At 74.8% G+C, this 2,166-nt stretch carries 1 protein-coding gene; it reads right to left on the minus strand.

The window, feature by feature from the left end:
• The coding region (locus tag OG982_RS30865) for a type I polyketide synthase (RefSeq protein ID WP_266950278.1) at positions 1 to 2,166 on the minus strand (2,166 nt) is incomplete at both ends.

Consider the following 2,166-nt stretch of genomic DNA (forward strand, 5'->3'; position numbering starts at 1 on the left):
GGCGGTGCAGATCTCCTCGGCGGTGACGGAGGCGCCGGTGAGGTTCGAGACGATCGGGATGACGGGCGGCGCGTAGGAGACGGCTTCGGCGGCTTCCCGGAACGCGTCGAGCATGCCGTCCATGAGCGGCGAGTGGAAGGCGTGGCTGACGGTGAGCCGCTTGGTGCGCCGGCCGCGGGCGCGCAGGGCCTCGGCGATCTCCTCGGCGGCGTCCTCGTGGCCGGAGACGACCACGGAGCGGGGGCCGTTGACGGCGGCGATGGACACCCGGTCGGTGAGGAGCGGGGTGACCTCGTCCTCGGTGGCCTCGACGGCGATCATCGAGCCGCCGGCGGGCAGGGCCTGCATGAGGCGGCCGCGGGCGGCCACGAGGGCGGCCGCGTCGGGGAGGGTGAGGACGCCGGAGACGTGGGCGGCGGCGAGTTCGCCGATGGAGTGCCCGATGAGGAAGTCGGCGGTGACGCCCCACTGTTCGAGCTGGCGGTAGAGGGCGACCTCGACGGCGAACAGGGCGGCCTGGGTGTAGGCGGTCGCGTCGAGCAGCGCCGCCTCGGGGGTGTCTTCGGCGGCGAACAGCACCTCGTACAGGGGGCGTTCGAGGTGCCGGTCGAGTTCGTCGCGGACCGCGTCGAGGGCGCGGGCGAAGCCGGGGTGGGTGGCGTACAGCTCGCGGCCCATGCCGGCGCGCTGGCTGCCCTGGCCGGTGAAGAGGAAGGCGGTGTTGCCGTCGCCGGCGGCGCCGAGGACGGCGGTCGCGGGCTGCTCGCCGGCGGCGAGCGCGTCGAGGTCGGCCAGCAGCTGCTCGCGGTCGGCGGCGAAGAGGACGGCCCGGCGGTCGAGGGCGGAGCGGCTGGTGGCGAGGGAGAAGCCGAGGTCGGTCAGGGCGGCGGGGTCCGCCGCGAGTGCGGGGTGGGCCCGCAGGTGGGCGGCGAGGCGGGCGGCCTGGGCGCGCAGGGCGTCGTCGCCCTGGCCGGAGACCAGCAGCGGCACGGGCCCGGTGGCACCTTCCGCGTCCACCGCGGCGTCAGCGCTGTCGGTGGCGCCCGTGCCGTCGGTCTTCGCGTCCGCGCCGGGTGCGTCGGCGGGCGGGGCCTGCTCGATGACGGTGTGGGCGTTGGTGCCGCTGACGCCGAAGGAGGAGATGCCGGCGCGGCGCGGCTGGCCGGTCTCGGGCCACGGCACGGCCCGGGTGAGCAGTTCGACGTCGCCGGTACTCCAGTCGACGGCGCTGGACGGCTGGTCGATGTGGAGCGACTCGGGCAGGACGCCGTGCCGTATCGCCTCGACCATCTTGATGATGCCCGCGACACCGGCAGCGGCCTGGGTGTGCCCGATGTTGGACTTGATGGAGCCCAGCCACAGCGGTCGGCCCTCGGGCCGGTTCTGGCCGTAGGTGGCCAGGATGGCCTGGGCCTCGATGGGGTCGCCGAGGGTGGTGCCGGTGCCGTGCGCCTCGATGACGTCGACCTGCGCCGGGGTGAGCCCGGCGTTGGTGAGCGCCTGGCGGATGACGCGCTGCTGCGACGGCCCGTTGGGGGCCGTCAGGCCGTTGCTCGCGCCGTCCTGGTTGATCGCGGAGCCGCGGACCACGGCGAGTACGGGGTGGCCGAGGCGGCGGGCGTCGGAGAGCTTCTCGACGAGGAGCATTCCGACGCCCTCGCCCCAGCCGGTGCCGTCGGCGCCGTCGGCGAACGGCTTGCACCGGCCGTCGGGGGCGAGCCCGCGCTGCCGGCTGAACTGCACGAAGGCGCGCGGGCTGGACATGACCGTGACACCGCCCGCGAGCGCCAGCGAGCACTCGCCGCCCCGCAGCGCCTGCACCGCGAGGTGGAGGGCGACGAGCGAGGACGAGCAGGCGGTGTCGATGGTGACGGCGGGGCCTTCGAGGCCGAAGGTGTAGGAGAGGCGGCCGGAGACGACGCTGGCCGCGTTCCCGGTGAGGAGGTACTGCTCGACGCCCTGGGGGACGCCGTCGCGGAGCAGGTCGGGGTAGTCCTGGCCGTTGGTGCCGATGAACACGCCGGCCTTGCTGCCGCGCAGCGTCGCCGGGTCGATGCCGGCGCGCTCGAAGGTCTCCCAGGACGTTTCGAGCAGCAGTCGCTGCTGCGGGTCCATGCCGAGGGTCTCGCGCGGGCTGATCCCGAAGAACGCGGCGTCGAACTCGCC

The organism is Streptomyces sp. NBC_01551, assembly GCF_026339935.1.
GTDB lineage: Bacteria > Actinomycetota > Actinomycetes > Streptomycetales > Streptomycetaceae > Streptomyces.